We start from the raw sequence: 24,802 nt of genomic DNA on the forward strand, positions 1-24,802 counted from the left end.
AGGGGGACCGATGGTCGTCGTATTGCAATACCCTTGTCGGTGTGGCGACGACCTTGCACTGCAATCCCGGTGGAGGCCGATACCGTTGATGGATCGGCAGGTCGAGGTCGTCGTCGGCAGCCACGCCGTGGCCAGGGTCGCGGGCGCGGTCGTCGTCGTCGCGCACCGCAGGCCGGGCAGGCCCACCCCGGACTCGACCGCCGTCGTCGCTTTGGAATCACTGGCCGAACTGGTGCGCGACGCGACCGATCGGGAGCCGGGTGGCCCCGGCGCTCTGGTTGCCCGGCACGCGACGCGCTGGCTGATGAAACAGGCCGAGCAGATCAGCCCGGGCGAGCCGATCGACTTCGGCATTCTGTCCACCGCCGAGCACGGGGGCGTGGCGATCTTCTTGCACGGGGCGATCACCGCCGTGCTGGCCGGTGACGGCGTGCTCGAGCGATACCGTGGCAGCGACGCCGCCTTCACGGTGGATCGGGTCGCGGCGGTTCCGGCGCGGGCGGCGGCGCTGTTCGTCGACGACGCGAAGGGCCGCATCCCGGATCTGCCACCCGAGCGCGGCATCGGCAGGCTGGTCGAGGGCATCGCGCAGGCAGGTGGCGCGATCGTCTGGACGGATGGCTCCCGCACGGGCCTGCCGACGAACGGCGGAGAGTCCGGCTTCGCCGGCGCGCACCACCGCCCGGAGACGCATCCGGTGCCGACGGCGCGCGTCGAATACGAGCCGTCCGCCGAATCGCAACGGCAGGAGCCGCGACCGCCGCGATACCCGACGGCGCCGTCGACCGCGATGCTCGATGCCCAGACCGAGCAGACGCCGATCGACCCGCACCACGCGCCGACGCAGCTGGGCGGCACCAATCCCGCGCCGCGGCCCGACCCGGAGCTGCAGCGCCGGCTCGAGGCGACCGCGAAGGCCACCGCGCTGACGGTCAAGGTGATGGGATTCAAATGCGCGCGAGCGCATCCCAGCGATCCTCGGGCGGCGTTCTGCACCGTCTGCGGTATGCCGGTCGACCAGACCCAAGCGCTGATCGAAGTGGTCCGCCCGCCGCTGGGCATGCTGATCCTCGACGACGGCATGACCTACATGCTCGCCGCGGACGCGGTGATCGGTCGCGATCCGGAGCGCTCGCCCGCCGCGGAGAGCGGGCTCGTCCCGCTGCGGGTCGACGACGCCTCCGGTGGCATGTCCAGGGCGCACGCCGAAATCCGATTGGTGAACTGGGATGTGACGGTGGTGGACTGCGGCTCGACCAACGGAACCCGCACTCGCCTGCCGGGCTACCGCGACTGGGTGCGCCTGGCGCCACGCCAGTCCATGGCGCTCATGCCGGGCACCGAGATCATGCTCGGCAACCGCGTGCTGCGCTTCGAACTGGCCGCGCCGCCGCCGTTCGGCCGCTGAGCCCGCGCTACGAATAGCGCGCGGCGCACACGCTTTCGCCGTTCAGGACACCGGCGCGAAAGGCCTCGACTCGTGAGAAACCACTCGGGACGGTCTTGCCCTGGGCGTCGCTCGCGGCCAGGCCATCGGTGAGCAGCCCCGAGACCGCCTCGTCCAGATCGCCTGCGGCGAGCTTGATATCGCCCTGATCCACCGGCCGCCCGGACTCGGCGAGTTTGCCGGTGACCACTCCGGACAGACAGGCCGCGCGCAGGCCGGTCTTGGCCCCGACCAGACTCTGACCACGGCTCTGCTGGACGGCCAAGGTGTATCGGGAGATGAACACGATGTAGCCGTTGTAGTCGCCGGTTACCTTGAGCGGCAGCGGGTCGTCCGCGCCGGACGTCGAGGTACCGCGCTCGGCGAGTCCGGGAATATCGGTGGCGATCGTGTTCGCGGCGGGGCAGTACGACACCGGTTCGGTCACGACGCCGTCGGGGCAATTGATCTTCGCCCGTGAGTAGTCGTATGTCGGCTCGTGGTCGATCGGCAGAATGGCTTCGAGTGCTTTGGTGAGTTCGACCAGGGTCTGTTTCGTGATGGGGTACTCGCCGCGCCCGTTGTCGTCGCTGAAGCTCTGCGGCAGATTGGCGCGGCGCTGGTCGATCTCGTCCTGGTCGATGCCCTTGCATGCCTTGGGACCGTCGGTGAAACCGATCTGCACGGCGGTGACCCGTTCGAAGGCGGAGCCGTGCACGCTCTCCGGATCGTCCGGGTCGGAGTCGCGGATGGCGACAGTGGCGGCGAGCACGGTGTTGAGGCCGTCGGAGGTGTTGATCGTGAAGTGCTTTGCCTTGCCCTCTGCCACGTGCCGCATGAACGCGCCCGCGAAGCAATCCGCCTGCTGCTCCTTGACGATCACCGGGTCCTTCGCGCCGACGATCTTGGCCATGGTCTGCACCGCGTGCCCGTACTCGTGCGCGAGCACCATCACCACCGACATCTTCCCGAAGGTCTCCTCCATGGTGGGAAGCAGCACCGACCGATCCCAGCCGATGGAATTGTCCAGGCGGCAGAAGGCGGCGTTCACCAAGCGATAGGTGCTCTCCTTACAGAACTCGACCGACTCGGGACGCCCGGCCTTCGCGCTCCAGGACAGCAGCTTCTCGACCGGCTTGAACTCGCCTTGGAACTCCTTGCCGAATTCGCCGCGCCAGTAGGTCTGGATGTCGTCGACGGCGTTGAGCGCCAGGGTGTCCACGGCGCCGCCGTCGCCGTTGGTCGCGGTCAGCGTGCTGTCCGGGACGCCGGTGCGGGGGCCGCTGGGGCCGCTCGTGGTGGGCAGCCCGGCAACCTTGAACGGATCGTCGTAGACGGAGACGGCCCGGCCGTCGACCACTCGAATACAGCCGCCGACCAGCACCAGAATGCTGAGCAGCGTCGCAACCAGCGCGGTCGCTCGGACTCTCGGCAAGGCTCCCCCTAGTCGGCCGCTAGATCGTTCACATCGGTCGCCGGATCGGGGCATTTGGCGCATCGGGGGCACCGCCGATGTCCGGGTGATGGAATAGTATCCGCTGCATGTCTTCACCGGGGGCGCAGACCATCACCGTGCGCCATGATGGAAACGAACGAGTATTCGATTCGAGCCAGCAGGTCACGATGGGCCGCGCGCCGGAGGTGACGCTTTTCGTCGACAGCCCGCTCGTCTCGCGAGTGCACGCGACGCTGGCCTGGCAGGGCAGCGCCTGGGTGTTGACCGACAACAAGAGCACCAACGGGGTTTTCGTGGACGCGCGCAGGCTGACCCAGCCGGTGTCGATCGACCGCCCCACGCAGGTCCGGCTGGGTGACGCGATCAGCGGCCCGCTGTTGCACCTGCTGCCCGCGACCCCGCAACCCCCGCAACGTCCTTCCGTGCGCCCGCCGCAACCGGCTCCGATGCCGCAGCCGGGACCGCCGCCGCACGGGGTCCGGCGGCCCGTGCAGCAGTTCCAGCATCCGCACTATCCGCCGCCCCAGGACGCACCGGCGCCCGCGGTGAACATCAACATGACGACCAGGGCGGACACCTCGAACATGCCGCCGGTCCGGGCCAGGGCGAGCACCGCGCCCATCGCCCGCGCCGACCGGATCCCGCAGACCGGCCTGAGCATCGGCCGCACTACCGACAACCAGATCGTCGTCAACGATCCGCTGGCCTCGCGCAAGCACGCCCGCCTGGTTGCCTCCGCCGAGGGGCTGGCCATCGAGGACCTCGGCTCGGCGAACGGCACGTTCGTCAACGGGCACCGCCAGCAACGGGCGGTGCTGCGCGAGCGGGACATCATCACCATCGGCAACGTCGACTTCGTCGTCCAGCAGGGCACACTGGTGCACCGGCAGAAGCCGGTCGCCGAGCAGGGCCTCGCGGTGCACGGGGTCGGCTTCACCGTCGAGGGCAACAAGCAACTGCTCGTCGACGTGAACATGTCGGCCAGCCGCGGCACCCTGACCGCGCTGATCGGCCCGTCCGGAGCGGGCAAATCCACGCTGTCGCGCCTGATCGCGGGCACCACCCGGCCTTCGGGCGGCGTGGTCACCTTCGAAGGCCGCAACCTGCACGCCGAGTACGAGGCGCTGCGTTCCCGGATCGGCATGGTGCCGCAGGACGACGTGCTGCACCGCCAGCTCACAGTGCGCCAGGCGCTCGGTTTCGCGGCCGAGCTGCGGCTGCCGAGGGACAACAGCAAGCAGGACCGGCAGCAGGTCATCGACGGTGTGCTGCAAGAGCTCTCGCTCACCGAGCACGCCGACACCAGGGTCGACCGCCTTTCCGGCGGTCAGCGCAAGCGCGCCTCGGTGGCGCTGGAACTGCTGACCGGCCCGTCGCTGCTCATCCTGGACGAACCGACCTCGGGCCTTGACCCGGCATTGGACCGCCAGGTCATGGTGATGCTGCGCGAACTGGCCGACGCGGGCCGCGTGGTGATCGTGGTGACCCACTCGGTGGCGCACTTGGACATGTGCGATCAGGTGCTGCTGCTCGCCCCCGGCGGGAAGACCGCCTACTGCGGCAATCCGGCCGGTGTCGGCGCGACGCTGGGCACCAGCGACTGGGCGGAGATCTTCGCCGACGTCGCGGCCAACCCGGACCAGGCGTTCGCCGCGTATCGCTCCCGGCAGGCGTTCGCGGCGCCACCCCCGCCGCCTGCGCAACCGTACGGGCCCGCGGGCAGTCCGCCGCAATCCAGCCGCGGCAAACAGTTCTCGACCCTGGCGCGCAGGCAGGTCCGCCTGATCCTGGCCGACCGCGGATATCTGACGTTCCTGGTGTTGCTGCCGTTCATCCTCGGCGGCCTGTCGCTGGTGGTGCCGGGGAAGAACGGTTTCCAGCGCGGTGCGCTGAGAGCGCTGCCGGACGGCACATTCGTGCCCGAAGGCGGAAGTGAGACACAGCAGTTGCTCGTGGTGCTGATCCTGGGCGCCTGCTTCATGGGCTCAACGCTCACGGTGCGCGACCTGGTCGGCGAACGGACGATCTTCCATCGCGAGCGCGCCGTGGGGTTGCTGCCCTCTGCGTATCTGATGGCGAAGATCGCGGTGTTCAGCTTCACCGCGCTGCTGCAATCGGCGGTGCTGGTCGGCATCGTCCTCGCGGGCAAGAAGCGTCCTGGTCAGGGCGCGGTGCTGGCGTCCGGCAGCGCGGAGCTGTACATCGATATCGCACTGACCGCGATCTGCTGTGTGGTCGTCGGATTGCTGCTCTCGTCGCTGGCCAAGTCGAACGAGCAGGTGATGCCGCTGCTGGTGGTGGCCATCATGTGCCAGCTGGTGATGGCGGGCGGCCTGATCCCGGTCACCGGCCGGGTGGTGCTCGAGCAGGTGTCCTGGCTGTTCCCCGCTCGCTGGGGATACGCGACGGGCGCGTCGACGGTGAACATCCGCGACCTGTTCCTCAACGCGCAGGCCGACACGCTCTGGCAGCACAAGGCGGAGATCTGGGCGTTGGACGTCGGCGTGCTGTTGCTGATCACCGTGGTGCTCGCGGTCATGACCTGGCGCCGGTTGCGACTGAAGAAGTCGGCCGCGTGACGCGGTCCGGACGGTCCGGCTACGCCCCGGTGCGCGGAGGCGGCGCCCAGCGGCGTGGGACGGCAACGACGAGCATCTCGGCCGCGAACCGGGCACACTTATGCCTGTGACGGTGCGAGTAGGGGCAGTGCATCTCGGCTGGGATGTGGTGTCCGTGGCGGCCGGTGGCGGTGGCGTTCCCATCCGCCCCGTGCAGGTGGAGGGCATGTGGACGCCGCCGGCCTATCTGCTGGCGGATTCGTCGGGCCGGTTGCACACGGCAGGCGTGGAACGCAACAGACCCGATCTCGGGATGGCGATCGCCGACGTGCGCGACATCCTCGGGCATCCGCAGATCGTGGTCGCCGGCGCGACATGGCCCGCGGAGTTGGTGTTCCGCGCGCGCCTGTACAACCCGCTCGCCGAGATCGGCAAGCACTTGCGCGGCAAACCGGATCTGGTGGCCTTGCCCTACCCGGACAGCTGGCCGGACGAGAAGATCGATGTCTACGCCTCGATGGTGGAACAGCTCGATGTCGTCGTGGAACCGCTGCCGGAGAGCGTCGCGCTGTCCGGCTACGTCCGCGCCCTCGGACTGGTGCACCCGCCGGACCGGTCCAGGCCGAACGGCGTCGGCGCGACGGGTGTGTACTCCGACGGCCGCGGCATGCTGGTGGTCGCGGTGCACGGCGACGACGAGCAGCCCACCGAGTCGGTCGACGTTCCGGTGGACGCGGAGGCCATGCGTGACGCCAGGTCGGCGGACGACGTCGTGATCGAGGTCATGGCGGCGGCCCGTTCGATCGGCGCGGACACCTCGACGGTCCTGCTGTCGGGCAACGTGCGCTTCAACGACGCGTTGCGCCTGGCCTTCCAGAACCATCTCGGACACCGCCTGCACGTGGCCGATCATCCGATGCACGCCCTCGTCCTCGGCGCGGCGCACCTGCTGGTGAGCGATCCGGAGGCGGACGAGCCGGAGCCCGCGGGCAGGCACACCGAACCCGCGCCCGCTCCGCAGCGCCCGGTGGACGCGCAGTACCCCCCGCAGCAGGCGGACGCGGGTCAGCGGTCGGCGCGGCCGGTGCCCGGTGTGCAGTACGGCCCGGGATACCCGACCCAACCCGAAGAGGCGACGACCAGGATCGGTCGCGACGAAGTGCCGCGGGGCCTGCCGCCGAATCTCGCCGAGCTGGGTAGCCGCTTCACCCGGCCGCCGAGCGCGCCGGACGAGCAGCAAGACGGCGGTCGTCCGCCCGGTGGGCCGGTGCCGCCCCTCGACCCGCGTCCGCCCTATCCGGGCGGGCCGGAGTCGTACCCCGGTCAGCAGCGTCAGGGGCCATGGCAGGACTCGGGCGCCGACTCCGACGACGAGGACCGGCACCCCAAGGGCAAGCTGTGGAACAAGATGAAGGGCAACTTGTTCGGGGCCAACACCGTCGTCGGGGCGGTGGCGCTGGCCGTGGTCGCGCTTCCCTCCGGGAATCATGGCGTGGAGCTGACCGCGCAGCCGGTCGTCCTCGACACGGCATCGGTCGTCGCGGAGGAAGGGGTCGATGGCGAGCCGGTCGGCTGTCCGACCGCGCCCGATGCGATCATCCAGCCCAAACCAGGGGTCACCGCCGCACGGGGCAACCAGCGGGAAGCGCGGGAACGGGCCGCCGAGTGCGGACGGCCCGATGTCGATACTCTGCGCTATCTGGTCCCCGGCCCGCCGGGCGCCATCGACCTGGGCCCGCCGATCGAGATCTGACGCGATTTCTTCCCGCGATACCCCACTGGTATCGTTGCTCGCTGGCGTGTGGAACGTCCGGCCGACTCCTGGTGATCGTCCGGATGTCCACCGAGTCCCGGGTCTCCACCGGCCGCCGGGAACACCTCGACCGCACGCTCGGCTGGCAACACCGACGACAGACAGGGAAGCACTGTGCCTACGTACAGCCCCAAGGCGGGTGACGTGACCCGTAAGTGGTACGTCATCGACGCCACTGACGTAGTGCTCGGCCGTCTCGCCGTCCAGGCAGCGAATCTGCTGCGTGGCAAGACGAAGCCGACCTACGCCCCGAACGTCGATGGTGGCGATTTCGTCATCATCATCAACGCCGACAAGGTCGCCATCAGCGGCAACAAGCGGCAGGACAAGCTGATCCACCACCACTCCGGGCACCCGGGCGGCCTCAAGTCGCGGACCGTCGGTCAGGTGTTGGAGAGCCGCCCCGATCGGCTCGTGGAGAAGGCCGTCAAGGGCATGATCCCGAAGAACAAGCTCGGCAACGCGATCGCGGGCAAGCTGAAGGTGTACGCGGGCCCGACGCACCCGCACGCCGCCCAGCAGCCCATTCCGTTCGAGATCAAGCAGGTGGCCCAGTGACCGCTCCCGAGGAATTCAACGAGGAATACGTCGAGGAATTCGACGCCGCCGAGGCTGTCGAGGACGGTGCGGGCTACGAGGACTCCGAGGCCTCGGCGTCCTACGCTCCGATCGTGATCGACCGCCCGGTGCAGACGGTCGGCCGCCGCAAGGAGGCCGTCGTGCGCGTGCGCCTGCTGCCCGGCTCCGGCAACTTCGTGCTCAACGGCCGCACCATCGAGGACTACTTCCCGAACAAGGTGCACCAGCAGCTGGTCAAGTCGCCGCTGGTGACCGTCGAGCGCACCGAGTCCTTCGACGTGCACGCCCGCCTGGTCGGCGGCGGCCCGTCCGGCCAGGCAGGCGCTCTGCGGCTGGCCATCGCCCGTGCGCTGATCGAGGTCACCCCGGAGGATCGTCCCGCGCTCAAGCGGGCCGGCTTCCTGACCCGTGACCCGCGCGCCACCGAGCGCAAGAAGTACGGTCTGAAGAAGGCGCGCAAGGCGCCGCAGTACTCGAAGCGCTGATTTCGGCAACGTCGGCCCACCGCATCCGGCACCCTCTCGGTGCCGGACGCGGTACGGTCGACGCGGCAGCTGTACGAGAGCAGGCTCCAGCGAACAGCTGGTCGCCTGCTCTCGCGCTGTATGAAGATGCGGCGTTAGCGGGGCCTTCGTGGTGCACGGGCCGGTGCCTCCCGGGCCGGCGCGCCCACGCCACAGATCACCAATGAGGGGCGAGGTATGGGACGGTTGTTCGGCACCGACGGAGTCCGCGGGCTTGCCAACGAGTCACTGAGTCCGGAGCTGGCGTTGCGCGTTTCCGGCGCGGCCGCGCAGATCCTGAGCCGGGGCAAGAAGCGCGCGCTCGCGGTGGTCGGGCGCGACCCGCGGGCCAGCGGGGAGATGCTCGAGGCCGCGGTGACCGCGGGGCTGACCGCGGCGGGAGTGGACGTGCTGTCGGTGGGGGTGCTGCCGACACCGGCCGTGGCCTACCTCACCGGTTTGTACGACGCCTGTCTGGGCGTGATGATCTCCGCCTCGCACAACCCGATGCCCGACAACGGGATCAAGATCTTCGCCGCGGGCGGGCACAAACTCGACGACGCGATCGAGGACCGGATCGAGGCGCTCATGGCCGCGGAGACGCAGTTCCGGCCGACCGGCGCGGGCATCGGCCGGGTCCGCAGCGCGGCGGGCGCGCGCGATCACGGGCTGGCCGTCCCAGATCAATACAGCCTCGCGGGCACCCACGAACGCTATGTGGAACATCTGGTGGAGGCGACGGGCCAGGACCTATCCGGGCTGACCGTCGTGGTCGACTGCGCGCACGGCGCCGCCGCGGAAGTCGGACCCGCCGCCTACCGTGAGGCCGGTGCGACGGTGATCGCCATCAACGCCGAGCCGGACGGGCTGAACATCAACGACGGCTGCGGCTCGACCCATCTCGAGCAGGTACGGGCCGCGGTGGTGGAGCACGGCGCCGATCTCGGTCTCGCGCACGACGGCGACGCCGACCGCTGCCTGGCCGTGGACGCCTACGGCAATGTGGTGGACGGGGACGCGATCCTCGCGATCCTGGCCCTCGCCATGCACGAGGCGGGCGAGCTGGCCGAAGACACTTTGGTCGCCACCGTGATGAGCAACCTCGGCCTGCACATCGCGATGCGGACGGCCGGAATCACCGTGCGCACCACCGCCGTCGGCGACCGTTATGTGCTCGAGGAGTTGCGGCGCGGCGGCTTCACGCTGGGCGGCGAGCAGTCGGGGCATGTGGTGTTCCCGCGACACGGCACCACCGGCGACGGCATTCTCACCGGCCTGCGCTTGATGGCGCGGATGGCGCAGTCCCGGCGCAGCCTGGCCGACTTGGCGAGCGTGCTGAGCACCGTGCCGCAGATTCTGGTGAACGTGCCGGTCAATGACAAATCCGTGGTCGCGCGCGCACCCGAGATCCGCGAAGCCGTGCTGGAGGCGGAGCGGATACTCGGCGACTCCGGGCGCGTGCTGCTTCGACCCAGCGGCACGGAGGAATTGGTGCGGGTGATGGTGGAGGCCACCGACCCGGCGCAGGCGCGTCAGCTGGCGGACGATCTGGCGAAGCGGGTCGCAGGGGTATAGAGGGTTGAGGTCGTGCCGCGGCCGTGGGTCAGTGGGTTTCGGTGAGTACGCCCGCGTTCATGTGCCAGCGGCGGGTCGCGCGGACGGTGTCGAGCATGCGGCGGTCGTGAGTGACGAGCAGGAGTGTGCCGGTGAAGGACTCTACGGCCTGCTCCAGTTGTTCGATGGCGGGGAGGTCCAAGTGATTGGTCGGCTCGTCGAGCACGAGCAGGTTCACGCCCCGGGCTTGGAGCAGGGCGAGGGCGGCGCGGGTGCGTTCGCCGGGGGACAGCGTGTCGCACGGCCGCAGCACGTGTGGGCCACGCAGGCCGAATTTCGCCAGTAGCGTGCGCACTTCGGCCTCCGGCCAGTCCGGCAGTTCGCCGCCGAAAGTGGCGGCCAGGGCCGCGGTCCCGCGGAACAGCCCGCGCGCTTGGTCGACCTCGCCGACCTCGACGCCGGAGCCCAGGCTCGCCGTCCCGGTGTCGGGCTGGAGCTGTCCCAGCAACAGGGCGAGCAGCGTCGACTTCCCGGAGCCGTTCGCCCCGGTCAGCACGATGCGGTCGGCCCAGTCGACCTGGGTGGTGATCGGGCCGAGCGTGAAGTCGCCACGGGTGACGGCCGCCTGGGACAGGGTCGCCACCACCGAGCCGCTGCGCGGGGCCGCGGCGATGCTCATGCGCAGTTCCCATTCTTTGCGGGGTTCTTCCACCACCTCGAGCCGTTCGATGCGGCGCTGCGTCTGCCTGGCCTTGGCGGCCTGCTTCTCGGTGGACTCGGCCCGCATCTTGCGGCCCGCCTTGTCCGAGTCCACCTTCCTGGGATCACGCGCCTTGCGGCGGGCGGTGCGGACACCGTGTTCGAGCCAGTTGCGCTGCATCTGCGCGCGGGCCTCCAAGCCCGCCTTGGTGTCGGCGTAGTCCTCGTACGCCTCGCGCGCGTGCTGCCGGGCGATCTCGCGCTCCATCAGGTACGACTCGTAGCCGCCGTCGTACGACCCGACCTGTTGCTGCGCGAGATCCAGCTCGACGACGCGGTTCACCGTGCGCGCCAGGAACTCCCGGTCGTGGCTGATCACCATCAATGGGACCCGCACACCGGCGACGAACTGTTCCAGCCGGCTCAGGCCGTCCAGGTCCAGGTCGTTGGTCGGCTCGTCCAGCAGCAGGATGTCGAAGCGGGACAGCAGGACCGAGGCCAGCCCGGCCCGCGCGGCCTGACCGCCGGACAAACCGGTCATGGGTGTATCCAGGCCGCTGGACAGACTGTCCGCGAGGCCGAGATCCGCGGCGACCTCGTGGGCGCGCTGGTCCAGATCGGCCCCACCGAGGGCGAGCCAGCGTTCCAGCGCGGGGGAGTACTCGTCCGGCCCGCCGTCGGCGAGGCGCTCGGCCGCGGCGTCCATAACTCGCTGCGCCTCGGTGACTCCCGTTCGGCGACCGAGGAATTCGAAGACGGTCTCGCCTTCGACCCGTTGTGCCTCCTGGGCCAGATAACCGACTGTCGCGTCCGGGGGACTGAGCGTGATGCTGCCCGTCGGTGCGTGCCGGTCGGCGAGCATGCGCAGCAGCGTCGACTTGCCCGCGCCGTTCACACCGACCAGTCCGATCACGTCGCCCGGCGCGAGGGTCAGATCCAAGTCGGCGAACAGCGTGCGCTCGCCGTGACCGGCCGACAGGCCGCGGGCATGCAGAGTGGTGCTCACCAGCACGAGTCTGCCGTGCTCGGGGTCGGACCCTGAGGTCGACCCCGGGAGAAATCAGGGTCGGTATCGGCCGCCGGGCCGATGGCGGGGCCCGCGACGACGGGCACAGTGGAGGACGTAGCGATCACCGCACGAGAGGGAAGACCAATGACCGCCCCCACCCGCCGTTTCACCCGCTCCACCCACGACAAGTGGATCGCAGGCGTCTGCGGTGGCATCGCCGAGTATCTCGGCTGGAACGCCAACGTCGTCCGTCTGCTGTTCGTGGTGTCGTGCCTGCTGCCCGGCCCGCAGTTCGTCATCTACTTGGTGCTGTGGCTGTTGATGCCGAAGAAGTGAACTCGCGGGGCTGCGTCGAGCCCGCGCGGGTGACAGGATGGAACGATGCCGCTCGAGCGGCATCGCACCACCGGTACGAGTCCTGCTGAGGAGGGGTCATGATCACCTCGAGCGAATTCCCAGGCCTGGATATACCCGGTATCGACGCGTCTTCGTCGCTCGACGGCCTGGGCGCGATCGAATTGCACCACCCGACGCAGGGCATCGACGGCGACGGCTCGCTCGACACCGTCACCACCACGGGTGCCGACGCGATGCAGGTCTGGACCGACTACGACCACGACGGCTTCGCCGACCACGTCACCGTGGTGGAGAAGGGCGGCGACTACGCCGCATGGGAATTCCAGCGCCACCCCGACGGCACCTCCGAATGGGTCCGCACCGACCGAGGCAGAATCGGAAGCTGACCGAATCCGCGGGGGCGAAAATTCGAGGGAACCGAGTGTCGGCGTGTTGCGTCGAAGGAAGTAGGGCGGCATTCGGCGCGAACGCGATTCGCGTCGGCGCAACGACACTACGAGGACGGAGGGGAGTCGTGGGCGGGTCGGAAATGGTCGGTGTGCGGACGGGGGAACTCGGTGCGCTCGGCAGCGACTATCGCAGATCGGCGGACGTCGTCCGCGACCAGGCGAAGGGAGTCGCCGATCACCTGTTCGGCAGCGGTGACGAGGCGGGCCGGAATTACGCGCCGCAGGGGATCGCGGTGCATCAGGGCCTCGAACGGGTCGGTGCGTGGCTGCGGAACTGGAGTGAGGCCACCACCGCGACCGCCGACGCGCTCGGGGCCGCCGTGGTGGCCTACGCCGAAACCGACCAGCAGCGCGCTTCCGAGACGAACAAGACATGAGACCGCCGAATGACCCGTGCTCGCACCGGCGACGCCAGACATTCGAGGAGTCGGAATCATGACGGTTTCCTGGCAGGGCAAGGCGATCGACACCCTCTTGGACGAGGGCAGCGCGGGGTTGCAGTACTGGATCGAGTTCACGCCGCTGTACGAGGCGGCGTTCGGCGACAACGAGAGACGCGTCGGCGTCGGCAAGCTGCTGGCGATGTACGACGAGCAGCGCGGCACCCGGTTGGACAGACTGGAGCAGACGGGCGAGGCGCTGAAAGCCGCACTGTCGGAAGTGGATCGGCAATGGGACGCGCAGCAGGGCTACACCCGTCGGCTGCCCGGCCTGTGGCAGGGTACGGCGGCCGCCGCCGCGCTCGACATGCTCGGCAAACAGTCGGTCCTGGCCGACGAGGACCGGCAGCACGTCAAGACCGCCGTCACCGTGATCGCCGATATGGCGGGTTCGCTGCGGTCGGCGGTGGCCGCGAAGGCGTTCGCCACCCGAGAGTTGCTCGCGGGACCGGTGGGCGGCAGGAAGGTCGTCGAGATCGACGGTAAGACCCCGGCGGAGGTGAAGGTCATCGTCGACGTGCACAACGCGCGGGAATGGATCGACGCCGACCAAGTCCGCGAGCTGGGCCGCATCTTCCCCGCACTCGCCGTGCCGGAGGACAAGATCAACACAAGCGTGCTCGGCTTCATCAACTCCGACAGCGAGAACATGCTCACCGGCGCGTACGGCGACCGAGTGCGCAGCGTCACCGGTGAGTGGCTGACCAAGACGTTCAAGCCGGACTTCGACCGCAAACTGTCGTCCTATATCGACGTCTGTACCGAGGTCGATCGACTGTTCAAAGACCAGTACAAGAACCTGGCCGATGCGCTGACGCAGGTGGCCGAGCATGGCTACCCGCGCCCGGAAGGTCCGTCGGAACCACAACCGGGGACACTGGTCGACCAGGACAAACCCGAGGTGACCAGTGCTCCCGGCCCGCCAGGCCTGCCCGCCGCCACGGTCCCGGCGAGCACGACACCGAGCACAGTCCCCGCGTCGACCACACCGACCACGCCGGACAACCCGTCCACGCCGAGTATTCCGTCCACGCCGAGTATTCCGTCCACGCCGAGTATTCCGACCACACCGAGTATCCCGACCGCCCCCGCGCCCAGGATGCCCGCACTGGACGGACTTGCCGCGCTCAGCCAAGTGGCGCGGGAATTCGCGCCGCTGGCAACCGGCCTCGGTCAAGCGGTGGAGCAGGGCGTGTCCGCGTTGAGCGGAATCATCAAAAGCGGAGTCGACGACGCGATCGAAAAGTTCATGCACAGCATCGATCCGCAGAAGGCCGAAGCCGACGACCGGGATGACGAAGGTCGGGACCGAAAGCCGCGCGCTGAGGCGGAATTCGATATCGGAGGTAAGCATGTGCAGTTCGAGATGGGGCCGGACGGCCGGTTGAAACTCGTCCTCTCCGATACCACCGGTGCGGAGCAGGAGTTCACCGTCGAGCTGAACGAGCACGGCATACCGGTCATCTCGACGATCGAGCCGGACACCGACAACGCGCAGCCCCCGGCGCCTGAGCCTCTTACGCCGGAGTCTCGGAACGAGGAGTCTCCGGCACCGGAACCTCAGGAAGAAGAGAAAACGCCTGCTCCAGGTTCGGAACCGGACACCGAGGACGATCGGCCAGGGCTGCCGAGCGGAACCTTGCCGCGCACCCGGCGCGAAGAGGATGGCGAGCACTACCCGAAGCCGATGCCGGAGCAGGGCGAGCGGGTACCGGACGTTCCAGTGGACAGTGGCGCGGAACTCGCCGAAGCCGGGCCGCTGGACGCGGGGTTCGCCGAGGCGGGTCCATTGTGAGCCCGTCCGGGACGAGGCCGCACACCGCATGAGCGAGGAGGCGCAGCATGGTCGACTACGCCGAGGAAGCGAGGCAACTCGCCGCCGAGAACCAGCGCCGCATGTCGCTGTTGCTCGACGAGATCCAGGCGATCAACGAGCAGACCGCGGCGACCGGCCGGGAAATCGCCGACCGGCTGACCGCCGAGATGGACGAGTTCTGGGTGACGCACGCCGCCGACCTGGACAAGGCCGCCGCCGAGGCGGAGGAGCGGCAGCGACTGCAAGAGGAAGCACAAGAGCAGCGCGCGGCCATCGCACGGTCGATGGCCGCCCGCCGGGCCAATCACACGGTGACGCCGGTCGATGAAGAGGACGAGGAGGCCAAGTTCTACCAACGCAAGAGCTGGCTGATCTGACCGACGCTCCGCGGGGCGGTCGGTCGGCTACCGCCGCAGCAGCGCGGCGAGCTGGCCGACCTTCAGCTTCGGCGGCTCCTTCTCCTGCGGCGCCGCGGGGTCGACGACGGTGGTGTGCGGGATGACCTCGTCGGGATCAGTGAAGGCGCGATAGGTCTTGTCGCCCGCCAGCGTGGCGAGCAGGTAACCGGCCAGCAGGGCGCGCGTGGTGCGGGAGGTCTTCGATTCGTGCTTGCCCGCACCCACGGCGGCGAGGACGCGCCGCCCCTCGATGATGCCGTTGTGCGAGGCCTTGTCGATGGCGCGCAAGGTCGCCGGGCCGCCCCAGGCGGTGGCCAGTGGGATGGCGTTCGAGCTGACCGAGGTGATGTCGGTCGCGCCGGCCAGGATCAACGCCGGAACGTCCAGCTCCGGGGCGACGGCTTCGGCGGCTGGCGCCGTCGGCGCGGGGAACAACGCCGCGACCGTGGCGACGTCGCGGCGGCCTGCGGCGATGACCGCGGCGCCCGCTCCCATGCCGTGCCCGGCCAGAGCCAGGCGCTCCGGATGCACGCTGATCTCGCCGTCCCCGAGCCGCACACCGGTGCAGATGTCGAGCGTGGTGAGCAAATCGGCGGCCAACCCCAGATGTGACGGAATCGGTCCGCGCTCGGTGTCGGGCGCGGCGGCCACTATTCCCCAGGAAGCGAGGTGTTCGAGCAGCGTGCGGTAGTGGTTCGCCCCGGTCAACCAGCCATGTCCGAAGGCGACGGCAGGTAGGTTCCGCCCGGTCTCGGGCGTGAACACCACCCCCGGCTGGCCGGCGATGGCCAGATTGCCACGCAACACGCGGTGTGGTCCCCGGCTGGTCAGGGTGCTCAATAGCGATTTCACAGACGCCGACACGACGTGAACGTTATCCGATAAGTAGTGTGGTGAGCCATGTGCGGAATCGTGGGGTACGTCGGGTACCGAGACGCGCTCGGCGTCGTCGTTGACGCGTTGCGCCGCATGGAATATCGCGGATACGACTCCGCGGGTGTGGCGATCCTGGATGGCGCGGGCACGCTGGCGGTGGAACGCAAGGCGGGCCGCCTGGCCAACCTGGAGGCCCAGCTCGCCGAAACCGGGATCGATCGCTTCGTGGGCACCACGGGCATCGGGCACACCCGCTGGGCCACGCACGGCGCGCCGACCGACCGCAACGCACACCCGCATCGGGACCACACCGGCAAGGTCGCCGTCGTACACAACGGCATCATCGAGAACTTCGCCCCGCTGCGCCGCGAACTGGAGGACGCCGGGGTCGAGCTGAACAGCGACACCGACACCGAGGTCGCGGTGCACCTGGTGGCCCGCGCGTACGCCCATGGCCCGACCGCAGGCGACTTCGCGGCCAGCGCGCTGTCCGTCCTGCGCCGTCTGGAGGGCGCGTTCACGCTGGTCTTCACGCATGCCGACCATCCGGACACGATCGTGGCGGCGCGCCGCTCCACCCCGCTGGTGGTGGGCGTGGGCAAGGGCGAGATGTTCATCGCCTCGGATGTCACGGCGTTCATCGAGCACACCCGCGAGGCGGTCGAGCTCGGTCAGGACCAAGCCGTGGTGATCACCCTGGACAGCTACCGGGTCACCGACTTCGCCGGCGAGGACGCGAGCTCGCGCACCCGCCCGTTCACGATCGACTGGGACCTGGCCGCCGCCGAGAAGGGCGGCCACGACTACTTCATGCTCAAGGAGATCGAGGAGCAGCCCGCCGCGGTCGCGGACACCTTGATGGGGCATTTCAGCACCGACCACGACGGCGCGGGCCGGATCGTGCTGGACGAGCAGCGCCTCGCCGACCAGGAACTGCGCGATTTCGACAAGGTTTTCGTCGTGGCGTGCGGCAGCGCCTATCACTCCGGCCTGCTGGCGAAGTACGCCATCGAGCACTGGACGCGGCTGCCCGTCGAGGTGGAGCTGGCCAGCGAGTTCCGCTACCGCGATCCGGTGCTGGACCGCTCCACGCTGGTGGTGGCGATCTCCCAGTCCGGCGAGACCGCCGACACGCTGGAGGCGGTGCGGCACGCGAAGGAACAGAAGGCGCGCGTCCTCGCGATCTGCAACACCAACGGCGCGCAGATCCCTCGCGAGTCCGACGCGGTGCTCTACACCAGGGCCGGGCCGGAGATCGGCGTCGCCTCCACCAAGGCGTTCCTGGCGCAGGTGACGGCGAATTACCTGGTCGGGCTCGCCTTGGCGCAGGCGCGCGGCACCAAGTACCCGGACGAGGTGGCCCGCGAATTCACCGAACTCGAGGCGATGCCGAAGCTGGTGGAGCGCGTGCTCGAGACCGCGCCGCAGGTGCGGGCCATCGCGCGGGAGCTGGCGCAGGTGCCGACCGTGTTGTTCCTGGGCAGGCACGTCGGTTACCCGGTGGCCTTGGAGGGCGCGCTCAAGCTCAAGGAACTGGCCTACATGCACGCCGAGGGGTTCGCGGCAGGTGAGCTCAAGCATGGTCCGATCGCCCTGATCGAGGACGGCCTGCCGGTGATCGTGGTGATGCCCTCGCCGAAGGGCCGCGCGGTGTTGCACTCGAAGCTGCTGAGCAACATCCGGGAGATCCAGGCTCGCGGCGCGCGCACCATCGTGATCGCGGAGGAGGGCGACGACACGGTGCGTCCGTTCGCCGACGACCTCATCGAGATCCCGAGCGCACCGACGCTGTTCCAGCCGCTGTTGTCGACGGTCCCGTTGCAGATCTTCGCCGCCGAGGTGGCGCAGGCGCGCGGCTACGACGTCGACAAGCCGCGCAACCTGGCCAAATCCGTCACCGTGGAATAGTTCGGCGGCCGCGCACTTCGCAGTGCGCGGCCGCTGTTCCGCCGGGACGACCGGCGGCTATGCCGGCACGGTAGCCAGGGGCTCCGCCGGGACGGTGGGTGTCCCGCGACGCTCGAGCTGCCCGGACAGGATCGCGAGCAGTAGCGCCACCAGCACCAGACCGACGCCGACCCAGTTGGGTGCGGTGTAGCCGTAGCCTGCGGCGATCACCACGCCACCGAGCCAGGCCGACACCGCGTTGCCGAGGTTGAACGCGCCGATGTTCACCGCCGACGCGAGGGTCGGTGCGCCCGCGGCCTGGTCGAGGACGCGCTTCTGCAACGGCGGCACGGTCGCGAAGCCCAGTGCGCCGATCAACACCACCGTGACGGCGGCGGCTATCTTGTCGTGCGCGGTGACGGTGAACAGCGCGAGAACGAGCGCGAGCCCGCCGAGTGTGAGATACAGCATCGGCATCAGATGGCGGTCGGCGAACTTGCCGCCGATCAGATTGCCCGCGAAGAAGCCGAGGCCGAAGAGCACCAGCAGCCAGGTGACCGAACTCTCCGCATAGCCGGTGACCTCGGTCATCATCGGCGCGAGATAGGTGATCGCGGCGAAGACCCCGCCGAAGCCGAGCACCGTCATCGCCATCGCCAGCAGCACCTGGGGATTGCGGAACACCGCCAGTTCGGTGCGCAGCGCGGCGTTCGCCGCGGCGGGCTGTTCCGGGACCAGCGCCGCGACGCCGAGCAGGCCGATCAACCCGACCAGTGCGACGAACACGAAGGTCAGCCGCCAGCCGAAGTGCTGGCCGAGCAGCGTCCCCAGCGGTACGCCGACCACCGTGGCGACGGTGAGCCCGGTGAACATGATCGCGATCGCACCGGCGCGCCGATCGGCGCTGACCAGGGTTCCGGCGACGACCGCGCCGATCCCGAAGAACGCGCCATGGGCCAGCGACGCGACGATCCGTCCGGTCAGCATCAGCGCGAAGGTCGGTGCCGCGGCGGACAGGAGGTTGCCGACGACGAGCAGCGTCAGCATGCCGAGCAGCATCCGTTTGCGCGACAGCCGGGTACCCAGCCCGGTCATCAGCGGCGCACCCGCCACGACGCCGAGCGCGTAGCCGGTGACCAGCAGGCCCGCGGTGGGGATGGACACCGAGTAGCTGCTCGCGATGTCTGGTAGCAGTCCGACAACGACGAATTCCGTCGTCCCGATTCCGAATGCCCCGAGGGTCAGGGCGAGGAGTGCGAAGGGCATGAACGAAGCCTCCACGTGACGTTTGCTTCAAACTATTACAGGCGTAAACAATAATTGCATACGCTCTTTAATTGCAAGCGCGGGCTATTGTGATCCCTGGCTATCCTGGAGACACGAACCCCGACGCCGAAGGAACGCCGATGACCGCGGATGCTGCCCTGACCGGCCTCGCCGATGGTTGGTACGCACTCTCGCTACTGCACGACCGGATCGAGGCGCACATCGAGCGGGCCCTGCAATCCGGGCACGACCTGAGCGTTCGCGAGTACTCCCTGCTGGTCGTGCTGAGCCGCCAGCACGACGGGCCGGGCGGGCACCTGCGGATGAACCAGGTGGCCGAGGCCGTGGTGCTGAGCCAGAGCGCGACCACCCGACTGGTTTCCCGGCTGGAAGATCGCGGCCTGCTCCAGCGTTACCTCTGCCCCGACGACCGTCGCGGCATCTACACCGATGTCACCCCGGCGGGCTTGGACCTGCTGGAACAGGCGCGGCCCACGCACGACGCCGCCCTGGCCGGAGCACTCGGGCAGGCGGCCGCCAACCCCGAACTCGCTCCGCTCGTGGCCGCGGTCGAAGCACTGAACACCCACGGCGCACGGCACCGCGACTACCGTCCGGTGTGAGTGCGGGACGGCTCGGCGATCAATGAGTGCGGAGTCGAGGTCCGGGCTTTTCTCCGGGATGCTTCGTCGGAGGTTTTCGCGGTTTCTCGGCTGGACCTCGCCGAGGCCACGTCCGGAGCGCTTCGCCGGTGGAATGCCCCCGGTAAGCCCGAAGGGTCCGTACCCTGCGGTTTACTGCACGGTGACCGAGCCGCGCATCTCCGGGTGCAGCGAGCAGAGATAGCGGTAGGTGCCCGGCGCGGTGAAGGTGTAGCTCCACTCGCCTTTGTCGAAGATCGGGCTGTTGATGCCCATGGCCTTGTCGCCGATGCCCTGCACGGTGTGCGGGACCTTGTCGTCGAATTTCCAGGTGACCGTGTCGCCGACCGCGACGGTGACCTCGGCGGGGGAGAATTTCATGTCATGCGCCACGACGGTGGCTGCGGCGGGCTTGCGGTCACCGGTCTGCTGTGCGGTGGTGGTCGGCCGAGCCGGTTTCCTCGTCGTGGTGGCGGCCGAACCGGATTCGTCGCCGCCGCAACCGGACAGTAGGAGCGCGCACGCCAAGGCGACTCCCGTGACGACGCGGACGATCCCGATGCGGCGGACGCTTGGCATGATGGCCAAGCGTAGTAGGCCACACCGACGGAGGGAGCGGCGATGTCCACGCAGCGGGGCTATTTCACGGTGGACGAAGTGCGCGCGGCGGAGGCCGAGCTGTTCACCCGGGTGCCGGACGGCGTGCCCATGCGCCGGGCGGCGCACGGCCTGGCCACGGTGGTGGCGGGCGAACTCAGGGAGCGTACCGGCGGTATCGCGGGGCGGGCGGTGACCCTGCTGGTCGGTTCCGGGGACAACGGCGGCGACGCGCTCTGGGCGGGAGCGCGGCTGCGCCGCCGCGGTGTCGCGGTCACCGCGGTGTTGCTCAGCCCGGAGCGGGCGCACGCCGGAGGACTCGCGGCGCTGCGCGGATCGGGCGGTCGAGTCGCCGACGACGTGGGCCGCCCGGATCTGGTGATCGACGGCATCGTCGGCATCTCCGGTCGCGGGGCGTTGCGGCCGCGTGCCGCCGAAATCGTTGCGGCGCTGGAGGCTCCGGTCGTCGCGGCAGACCTGCCCAGCGGCGTCGACCCGGGCACCGGCGCGATCGAAGGCCCGGCGGTTCGCGCGGACGTCACGGTCGCGTTCGGCGCGTACAAGCCGGTGCATGCGCTCGCCGCGCCGCAGTGCGGGCGAATCGAATTGGTGCCCATCGGTTTACGTCTCCCGGAGCCGGGTCTCCTCGCGCTGGAGCCCGCGGCGATCGGGGCCGCGTGGCCGGTCCCCGGCCCGGCCGACGACAAGTACACGCAGGGTGTGACGGGCGTATGCGCGGGTAGCGCCACGTATCCGGGCGCCGCGGTGCTGTGCGCGGGCGCCGCCGTCGCGGCGACATCGGGCATGGTGCGGTATGCCGGGACCGCGGCGGCCGAGGTGCTGAACCACTTCCCCGAAGTGATCGCCGCCGAGGAGGTCGCCGCGACCGGTCGCGTCCAGGCCTGGGTCTTCGGTCCCGGCGCGGGCACCGACTCCGCCGCCAGGCAACGCCTGCGTGAGATCCTGGCCACCGACCTCCCGGTGGTGATCGACGCGGACGGCCTGACCATGCTGGCCGCGGAGCCGGACTTGGTGCGCGGTCGTGCGGCCCCGACCGTTCTGACTCCGCACGCGGGCGAGTTCGCCCGCCTCACCGGCCACGAGGTCGGTCCCGACCGGATGGCGGCGGTCCGCGACTTCGCCGCTTCCTGGCAGGTCACGGTGCTGCTGAAGGGTCGCGCCACGCTCGTCGCCGCCCCGGGCGGTCCCGTGCTGGTCAACGAGGCGGGCGGTTCCTGGGCGGCGACCGCGGGCGCGGGCGACGTGCTCTCCGGCATCATCGGGGCGCTGCTCGCGGCGGGGCGGGAACCCGCATGGTCGGCCGCGGCGGCCGCGCGCGTGCACGCGTTGTCCGCGAACCTCGCCGCACATGACGCCGCCCCGGCGGGAACTCCGATCTCGGCGAGCGTGCTGGCAGCTCACGTCCGCCCCGCGATCGGCGTCCTCCGTGGCCTGGCACACCCCTTCTGACTGTTTCCTCCCGCCACGGTGATGGAACCGGTACGAGCCGATGGCCGCATTCAGCCGGACCGACGGGTTCCGGCGGGCGCAAAGCTGAGGCGCTGAGTGCCGGGTGCCGATGGCGTCGACGTATCGATGCTGGTCGTGGCGCTCGACACACCGGCCCGAGCGCCACGGAAACCGATTGGAACCAGAATCGAGCGCGCCAATAGACTCGACCGGAATCAACGCAACGACTGATCTCGAGAGCATATGGGTAACTCGTCGGGCACGCCCGAAATCCAGGCGGCATCAAATGCAGGACCTGAACGTGAATCCTGCGCGTCCGACTGGGACGGCCCGGATACGCGGAGAGGCGGCACAGCGCAAGTGGAAACGGTCATCGACCTGGACGCCATCGCCCACAACGTGCGGATCCTGCGGGAGCACGCGGGTGGCGCCGCGGTGATGGCGGTGGTGAAGGCCGACGGCTACAACCACGGCGCGGTCGAGGTGGGCCGGGCCGCTCTGGCGGCGGGCGCGGCGGAACTGGGTGTCACGACGGTGGGCGAGGCCGTGCAGTTGCGTGCGGCCGGGATCACCGCGCCCATCCTGTGCTGGTTGCACAGCACGGACACCGACTTCGCGCCTGCGGTGGCCGCCGACGTCGAGATCGGGATCTCTTCGGCGGCTCATCTGCGAGCGGTCGAGGCCGCGGCGCGCGAACTGGGCCGTCCGGCGACGGTCACCCTGAAGGTGGACACCGGCCTGAACCGCAACGGCGTGTCGCCGGACGCGTACCCGGAAGTCCTGACGGTGCTGCGCGCTCTGGTCGACGAGGGTGTGGTGCGGTTTCGCGCGATCTTCTCCCACCTCGCGCACGCCGACGAACCCGAGCATCCCAACAACGACGCGCAACGCGCCCGGTTCCTGGAGGCCATCGCCACGGCCAAGGAGCACGGCCTGGAACCGGAGCTGGTGCACATCGCCAACTCCGCCGCTACCCTGACCCGCCCTGACCTGGCCTTCGACTTGGTCCGGCCGGGCATCGCCATGTACGGCCTGTCCCCGATACCGGACGACGATTTCGGCCTGCGGCCCGCGATGACGTTCCAGGCAGAGGTCGCCCTGGTCAAACGAGTGGCCGCGGGCGAAGGCGTTTCCTATGGGCACCAGTGGATCGCGCCGCGCGACACCACCGTCGCGCTGATCCCGGCCGGTTACGCCGACGGCGTTTTCCGCCCCCTGAGCGGACGTTTCGATGTCTGGCTCGGCGGGGCGCCGCGCAGGAACGTGGGGCGGGTGTGCATGGACCAGTTCGTCGTCGACCTCGGAGACAACGCGGCGGGCGTTCAGGAAGGCGACACCGCGATTCTCTTCGGTGCGCGACCGCACGCCCAGGAGTGGGCGGACCTGCTCGACACCATCCACTACGAAGTGGTGTGTTCACCGCGCGGCCGGGTTACCCGGCGCTATGTCGGTGGCGTTCGATGAGCCGCTTCCGGGTGACCCCGCTGCGCGGCGGGCTGGCCACGGCTGGATTCGTCGGTGCGCTGGCAGGCGCCCACGCCTTGCGTCGCGCCGGTGCGCGGGTGTTGTGGCCCGCGCGGGGCGACGACTACCGCGACGAGAATTTCGCGCTGATCGATGCCGACCGCGCGGGGACGGTGCTCGCCGACGACGGCGTGCCGTTGGCCACGCGGATCTGCGGCCCCGACGACGCACCGGTGACGGTGATCTTCGTGCACGGCTTCTGCAACAGCATGGCTTCCTTCCACTTTCAGCGTCGTGACCTGGAAAAGCGCTACGGCGCAGGACTTCGCATGGTGCTGTTCGATCTGCGCGGACACGGCCGTTCCGGTGTGCCGAGCGCCGCGAGTTGTACCGTCGCACAGCTCGGGAGCGACCTCGCCGCCGTGCTGAACGCCACCGCACCGGCCGGGCCGGTGGTGCTGGTCGGGCATTCGCTGGGCGGTATGGCGATCCTGGCCGCGGCCGCGCGATTCCCGGAATTGTTCGCGGCCAGAGTGATCGGGATCGCACTGCTGTCGACCGCGGCCGCCGAGGTCACCGCGGCGGGAATCGGGCAACTGTTGCGCAATCCTGCGATCGACGGGTTCCGGGTGGCCGTGTACACCGCGCCCGCGCTGATGCAGGCGGGCCGCGTCACCGCTCGGCGGGTGATCACGCCGATCCTGCACGTCAGCTCGTTCCACGGACCGGTGAGCCCGACGCTGTCGCGCTTCACGACGCTGATGATCGACCAGACGCCCGTGGCGACCGTAGTGAAGTTCCTGCAGGCCATCGAGCTGCACGACGAGTCGGCGGCGTTGCCCGCGCTGGCGGGCACACCGATCCTGGTACTCGGCGGCGGGCACGATCTGGTGATCCCGTTCCGGAATTCGCGTGCGCTCGCCGCCGCTCTGCCGGGCAGCGAACTCATCCGGTTGGAAGGCGCGGCGCACATGCCGCATCTGCAATACCCGGACATAGTCAACGCCGCGCTGGATCGCTTGCTGGTGCGCGCGGGCGTGGTCGACCCGGCGCCGGGGGAGGCCTCGGAGGTGGCCCGTGGCTGATCCGGGGCATCGAGTGCTGCCCACCGTCGCCGACACCGAGGCGCTGGGCCGGGAACTGGCCACCGATCTGCGTGCCGGGGATCTCGTGGTGCTGGACGGTCCGCTCGGCGCGGGCAAGACCGCACTGACCCGCGGCATCGCCGAAGGTCTTGGCGTGCAGGGGCGGGTCAGTTCGCCGACGTTCATCATCGCCCGCCAGCACCGCGCGGGGCAGCGCGCAGGCGGCCCGTCGGTGCCCATGGTGCACGTGGACGCCTACCGGCTCGGCGGCGACCTGGACGAGCTGGACGCGCTGGACCTGGACACCGATCTGCATCAGGCGGTCGTCGTGGTGGAGTGGGGCCGCGGCGTGGTGGAGCACCTCGCGGATCGGCATCTGCGTGTGGTGCTGTCGCGGGCGCCGGACTCGGATGTGCGCACCGCCAGCTGGGAATGGGTCAATTAGCTACCGGGTAGCTC

General features: G+C 69.6%; 22 protein-coding genes. 17 read left to right on the plus strand and 5 right to left on the minus strand.

All coding sequences use genetic code 11. The features are described from left to right. Positions 1 to 88: 88 nt before the first annotated feature. On the plus strand, positions 89 to 1,408 hold the full coding sequence (locus AB0L97_RS18585) for an FHA domain-containing protein (protein ID WP_364430930.1): 1,320 nt from the start codon (positions 89 to 91) through the stop codon (positions 1,406 to 1,408). A gap of 7 nt (positions 1,409 to 1,415) precedes the next feature. On the opposite strand, the gene AB0L97_RS18590 is transcribed toward AB0L97_RS18585, so the two are convergent. Then, on the minus strand, positions 1,416 to 2,861 hold the full coding sequence (locus tag AB0L97_RS18590) for a metallopeptidase (RefSeq protein ID WP_355076255.1): 1,446 nt from the start codon (positions 2,859 to 2,861) through the stop codon (positions 1,416 to 1,418). Between the two features lie 107 nt (positions 2,862 to 2,968). Here AB0L97_RS18590 and AB0L97_RS18595 point away from each other — a divergent pair, with 107 nt between their 5' ends. From AB0L97_RS18595 to glmM, 5 genes are all read left to right on the plus strand, one after another. After that, positions 2,969 to 5,461, plus strand: a complete 2,493-nt coding sequence (locus tag AB0L97_RS18595; protein ID WP_364430935.1) for an FHA domain-containing protein — start codon at positions 2,969 to 2,971, stop codon at positions 5,459 to 5,461. Positions 5,462 to 5,561: 100 nt separating this feature from the next. Further along, positions 5,562 to 7,193 (plus strand): hypothetical protein, encoded by a 1,632-nt coding sequence (locus AB0L97_RS18600; protein WP_364430938.1) that lies wholly within the window; start codon positions 5,562 to 5,564, stop codon positions 7,191 to 7,193. Between the two features lie 174 nt (positions 7,194 to 7,367). Continuing rightward, positions 7,368 to 7,811 carry a 50S ribosomal protein L13 gene (rplM, locus tag AB0L97_RS18605; RefSeq protein ID WP_067803768.1) on the plus strand — a complete coding sequence of 148 codons (444 nt, stop codon included), beginning with the start codon at positions 7,368 to 7,370 and terminating at the stop codon, positions 7,809 to 7,811. Next, a complete protein-coding gene (gene rpsI / locus AB0L97_RS18610; RefSeq protein ID WP_195080437.1) occupies positions 7,808 to 8,317 on the plus strand; it encodes a 30S ribosomal protein S9 in 510 nt (169 codons plus the stop codon). The genes rplM and rpsI overlap by 4 nt, the downstream gene beginning before the upstream one ends. Before the next feature lie 216 nt (positions 8,318 to 8,533). Then, positions 8,534 to 9,910 carry a phosphoglucosamine mutase gene (glmM, locus tag AB0L97_RS18615; protein ID WP_364430942.1) on the plus strand — a complete coding sequence of 459 codons (1,377 nt, stop codon included), beginning with the start codon at positions 8,534 to 8,536 and terminating at the stop codon, positions 9,908 to 9,910. A 28-nt stretch (positions 9,911 to 9,938) separates the two neighbouring features. Here the strand turns inward: glmM and AB0L97_RS18620 are convergent, their stop codons facing one another. Then, on the minus strand, positions 9,939 to 11,594 hold the full coding sequence (locus tag AB0L97_RS18620) for an ABC-F family ATP-binding cassette domain-containing protein (RefSeq protein ID WP_364430945.1): 1,656 nt from the start codon (positions 11,592 to 11,594) through the stop codon (positions 9,939 to 9,941). Between the two features lie 147 nt (positions 11,595 to 11,741). Between AB0L97_RS18620 and AB0L97_RS18625 the strand changes: the two genes are divergently transcribed. From AB0L97_RS18625 to AB0L97_RS18645, 5 genes are all read left to right on the plus strand, one after another. After that, entirely contained in the window at positions 11,742 to 11,933 is a 192-nt protein-coding gene (locus AB0L97_RS18625; protein WP_039795694.1) for a PspC domain-containing protein, read from the plus strand. A 98-nt stretch (positions 11,934 to 12,031) separates the two neighbouring features. Then, positions 12,032 to 12,340: a DUF6802 family protein gene (locus AB0L97_RS18630; RefSeq protein ID WP_364430950.1), complete on the plus strand. Its 309-nt coding sequence runs from the start codon at positions 12,032 to 12,034 to the stop codon at positions 12,338 to 12,340. A gap of 128 nt (positions 12,341 to 12,468) precedes the next feature. Then, a complete protein-coding gene (locus tag AB0L97_RS18635; RefSeq protein WP_355076269.1) occupies positions 12,469 to 12,780 on the plus strand; it encodes a hypothetical protein in 312 nt (103 codons plus the stop codon). 58 nt (positions 12,781 to 12,838) lie between these two features. Beyond that, the gene (locus AB0L97_RS18640) at positions 12,839 to 14,638 is read left to right on the plus strand and encodes a hypothetical protein (protein WP_364430953.1); all 1,800 of its coding nucleotides are present in this window, start codon (positions 12,839 to 12,841) and stop codon (positions 14,636 to 14,638) included. Positions 14,639 to 14,685: 47 nt separating this feature from the next. Then, the gene (locus AB0L97_RS18645; protein ID WP_355076272.1) at positions 14,686 to 15,036 is read left to right on the plus strand and encodes a hypothetical protein; all 351 of its coding nucleotides are present in this window, start codon (positions 14,686 to 14,688) and stop codon (positions 15,034 to 15,036) included. Positions 15,037 to 15,063: 27 nt separating this feature from the next. On the opposite strand, the gene AB0L97_RS18650 is transcribed toward AB0L97_RS18645, so the two are convergent. Then, positions 15,064 to 15,921, minus strand: coding sequence for a hypothetical protein (locus AB0L97_RS18650; protein WP_355076274.1), 858 nt, complete (start codon positions 15,919 to 15,921; stop codon positions 15,064 to 15,066). Positions 15,922 to 15,957: 36 nt separating this feature from the next. Between AB0L97_RS18650 and glmS the strand changes: the two genes are divergently transcribed. Beyond that, positions 15,958 to 17,841, plus strand: coding sequence for a glutamine--fructose-6-phosphate transaminase (isomerizing) (glmS, locus tag AB0L97_RS18655; protein ID WP_356964722.1), 1,884 nt, complete (start codon positions 15,958 to 15,960; stop codon positions 17,839 to 17,841). Between the two features lie 57 nt (positions 17,842 to 17,898). On the opposite strand, the gene AB0L97_RS18660 is transcribed toward glmS, so the two are convergent. Further along, entirely contained in the window at positions 17,899 to 19,086 is a 1,188-nt protein-coding gene (locus AB0L97_RS18660; protein WP_364430959.1) for an MFS transporter, read from the minus strand. A gap of 140 nt (positions 19,087 to 19,226) precedes the next feature. Between AB0L97_RS18660 and AB0L97_RS18665 the strand changes: the two genes are divergently transcribed. Next, positions 19,227 to 19,709 (plus strand): MarR family transcriptional regulator, encoded by a 483-nt coding sequence (locus AB0L97_RS18665; RefSeq protein WP_355076279.1) that lies wholly within the window; start codon positions 19,227 to 19,229, stop codon positions 19,707 to 19,709. Positions 19,710 to 19,880: 171 nt separating this feature from the next. Here AB0L97_RS18665 and AB0L97_RS18670 read toward each other — a convergent pair whose 3' ends face one another. Beyond that, a complete protein-coding gene (locus tag AB0L97_RS18670) occupies positions 19,881 to 20,306 on the minus strand; it encodes a cupredoxin family copper-binding protein (RefSeq protein ID WP_355076281.1) in 426 nt (141 codons plus the stop codon). Positions 20,307 to 20,348: 42 nt separating this feature from the next. Here AB0L97_RS18670 and AB0L97_RS18675 point away from each other — a divergent pair, with 42 nt between their 5' ends. From AB0L97_RS18675 to tsaE, 4 genes are all read left to right on the plus strand, one after another. Continuing rightward, entirely contained in the window at positions 20,349 to 21,794 is a 1,446-nt protein-coding gene (locus AB0L97_RS18675; protein WP_364430964.1) for an NAD(P)H-hydrate dehydratase, read from the plus strand. A 360-nt stretch (positions 21,795 to 22,154) separates the two neighbouring features. Beyond that, positions 22,155 to 23,258 (plus strand): alanine racemase, encoded by a 1,104-nt coding sequence (gene alr, locus AB0L97_RS18680; protein ID WP_364430967.1) that lies wholly within the window; start codon positions 22,155 to 22,157, stop codon positions 23,256 to 23,258. Next, a complete protein-coding gene (locus AB0L97_RS18685; RefSeq protein ID WP_364430970.1) occupies positions 23,255 to 24,343 on the plus strand; it encodes an alpha/beta hydrolase in 1,089 nt (362 codons plus the stop codon). Before alr ends, AB0L97_RS18685 begins: the two co-directional genes overlap by 4 nt. Continuing rightward, a complete protein-coding gene (tsaE, locus tag AB0L97_RS18690; protein ID WP_355076288.1) occupies positions 24,336 to 24,788 on the plus strand; it encodes a tRNA (adenosine(37)-N6)-threonylcarbamoyltransferase complex ATPase subunit type 1 TsaE in 453 nt (150 codons plus the stop codon). The genes AB0L97_RS18685 and tsaE overlap by 8 nt, the downstream gene beginning before the upstream one ends. Positions 24,789 to 24,802 lie beyond the last annotated feature (14 nt).

Source organism: Nocardia sp. NPDC051911, assembly GCF_040681035.1.
Taxonomy (GTDB): Bacteria; Actinomycetota; Actinomycetes; order Mycobacteriales; family Mycobacteriaceae; genus Nocardia; species Nocardia sichangensis.

Bases quoted from the DNA above. Each gene is read 5' to 3' on its own strand.
- AB0L97_RS18640 (WP_364430953.1), top strand. From the start codon at position 12,839: ATGACGGTTTCCTGGCAGGGCAAGGCGATCGACACCCTCTTGGACGAG.
- AB0L97_RS18625 (WP_039795694.1), top strand. From the start codon at position 11,742: ATGACCGCCCCCACCCGCCGTTTCACCCGCTCCACCCACGACAAGTGG.
- AB0L97_RS18585 (WP_364430930.1), top strand. From the start codon at position 89: ATGGATCGGCAGGTCGAGGTCGTCGTCGGCAGCCACGCCGTGGCCAGG.
- AB0L97_RS18645 (WP_355076272.1), top strand. From the start codon at position 14,686: ATGGTCGACTACGCCGAGGAAGCGAGGCAACTCGCCGCCGAGAACCAG.
- AB0L97_RS18675 (WP_364430964.1), top strand. From the start codon at position 20,349: ATGTCCACGCAGCGGGGCTATTTCACGGTGGACGAAGTGCGCGCGGCG.
- AB0L97_RS18665 (WP_355076279.1), top strand. From the start codon at position 19,227: ATGACCGCGGATGCTGCCCTGACCGGCCTCGCCGATGGTTGGTACGCA.
- AB0L97_RS18685 (WP_364430970.1), top strand. From the start codon at position 23,255: ATGAGCCGCTTCCGGGTGACCCCGCTGCGCGGCGGGCTGGCCACGGCT.
- AB0L97_RS18670 (WP_355076281.1), bottom strand. From the start codon at position 20,306: ATGCCAAGCGTCCGCCGCATCGGGATCGTCCGCGTCGTCACGGGAGTC.
- glmM (WP_364430942.1), top strand. From the start codon at position 8,534: ATGGGACGGTTGTTCGGCACCGACGGAGTCCGCGGGCTTGCCAACGAG.
- AB0L97_RS18660 (WP_364430959.1), bottom strand. From the start codon at position 19,086: ATGCCCTTCGCACTCCTCGCCCTGACCCTCGGGGCATTCGGAATCGGG.
- AB0L97_RS18595 (WP_364430935.1), top strand. From the start codon at position 2,969: ATGTCTTCACCGGGGGCGCAGACCATCACCGTGCGCCATGATGGAAAC.
- AB0L97_RS18630 (WP_364430950.1), top strand. From the start codon at position 12,032: ATGATCACCTCGAGCGAATTCCCAGGCCTGGATATACCCGGTATCGAC.
- AB0L97_RS18600 (WP_364430938.1), top strand. From the start codon at position 5,562: ATGCCTGTGACGGTGCGAGTAGGGGCAGTGCATCTCGGCTGGGATGTG.
- glmS (WP_356964722.1), top strand. From the start codon at position 15,958: ATGTGCGGAATCGTGGGGTACGTCGGGTACCGAGACGCGCTCGGCGTC.